This is a genomic window from Gordonia sp. 852002-51296_SCH5728562-b, from assembly GCF_001665475.1.
Taxonomy (GTDB): domain Bacteria; phylum Actinomycetota; class Actinomycetes; order Mycobacteriales; family Mycobacteriaceae; genus Gordonia; species Gordonia sputi.
Map to the genome: position 1 here is coordinate 1 of NZ_LZMI01000020.1, position 1,759 is coordinate 1,759.

Annotated in this window: 2 protein-coding genes; one reads left to right on the top strand and one right to left on the bottom strand. The window is 61.3% G+C overall.

What is annotated here, in order from left to right:
- Positions 1-452 precede the first annotated feature (452 nt).
- A complete protein-coding gene (locus tag A5766_RS04630; protein ID WP_064903618.1) occupies positions 453-1,430 on the top strand; it encodes an IS481 family transposase in 978 nt (325 codons plus the stop codon).
- 91 nt (positions 1,431-1,521) lie between these two features.
- On the opposite strand, the gene A5766_RS24875 is transcribed toward A5766_RS04630, so the two are convergent.
- A partial coding sequence (locus A5766_RS24875; protein ID WP_231894548.1) for a hypothetical protein occupies positions 1,522-1,759 on the bottom strand: 238 nt, incomplete at its 5' end.

Below are 1,759 nucleotides of genomic sequence, written 5' to 3' on the forward strand. Positions count from 1 at the left end.
GGGCACAGCTGGCATCCTTCCAGGCCGCCCGGCAGGGCAAGCCAGATCAGATGTCACCTACTCGTGCACCAGCCCCCCGTGTCATCGCTGCTCGAGGCGTCGTTACGGTCTTCGTGGTCATGGCTCAACAGTATCCCTCCATGCTGTGATAAGCATCAGGAATCCAATCAGTCAGGCCCTATACGCACCAGGATGGCCCAGTCTTCCCCAATCATCCCTACGGACTCTGGGTATCAGGAGCTTCGGCTGTCTCAGCCTCAGTCGCAGCAAGCAGCCAGTACAACAGCCACTTCGTCGGTCTCGGAGAGAATGCTAAGGGTGGGGTAGGTCTCCGGTGGGTGGGCTAGCTGTAATGACCAGGGACGTTGTGGACGGTGTGGCGCCAATGAATAGGTGAGGACCTCCGGTATCGGTGTGGCTACCACAACACACGCCGCTACCAAGAGGTCCTCATGTCCCACGCTAATGCCTTACTGACCCCAAAGGGGCGTCTGAAACTCGCTTCGGTGATTATCGATGAGGGCTGGTCGATCCGCCGAGCCTCCGAACGGTTCCAGTGCTCGCCCACCACAGCCAAGAAATGGGCCGACCGCTATCGGGACGGCGGGCCCGCGGCGATGACTGATCGATCCAGCCGACCCCACCGCAGCCCCAATCGGACCCCCACGCGCTGCGAACGGCGAATCATCAACCTGCGCTTCACCCGCCGCTGGGGACCACACCGCATCGCCTACCACCTCCACCTGCCCTGCAGCACCGTCGGAGCGGTGCTACGCCGGTATCAGATGCCGCTGCTACGGCATCTCGACCACAACACGGGCTTGGCCGTCCGCCGGCCCCGACCACGCCGTTACGAGCACCCAGAGCCCGGCGACATGGTCCACGTCGATATCAAGAAACTCGGCCGGATCCCCAACGGCGGCGGGCACCGCAAACTCGGACGCACGATCGGTAACCGCAACAACAAGAAGAATGGTCGCGGCTACGCCTTCGTTCATCACGCCGTTGATGACCACACCCGGCTGGCCTACTCCGAGATCCTCGGCGACGAACGTAAAGAGACCGCCGCCGGGTTCTGGTCGCGTGCGAACGCCTACTTCAACAGTCACGGAGTCGTCGTCAAACGGGTCCTCACCGACAACGGATCCTGCTACCGCTCACACCTTTTCAAGCAAACCCTGGGTCCCGAGATCACGCACAAACGTACCCGCCCGTACCGACCGCAAACCAATGGCAAAGTCGAACGATTCAACCGGACGCTGAACCAGGAATGGGCCTACGCCCAGACCTACCTGTCAGACGAGGCCCGCGCCCAGACCTACCAGGAGTGGGTTCATCACTACAATCACCACAGACCCCACACAGGCATCGACGGCAAATCACCTATCGAGCGACTCGCCGTCCACAACCTCCCTGGGAAGAACAGCTAGCAGCCACCCTCAGGCACATGGCTACTCTCCCCCGAACGCCCCCTCCCCCTCTCATGCAACGTCAGACACCCGACTCCGTTGCGATGCGAGGTTAGTCAGCTCTTCGCATCGGCTTCTTCACCTCGAGGAACTTCCCCTCCATCCTCGACACACCCACAGAAGGCGTATGCCTCGACGAAGGCTGATCACGCTGACGCTGCTGACGCTCAATACGATCGAGAGTGTCCTGATCACGAGCCGACACCCGCTTAGCCTCGATCCACCGATCGGCTTTTGCGGTGTGGTGAAAAGTGTTGAGCACGTTCGGCCTGGGTGGCGGGCATGAGTCA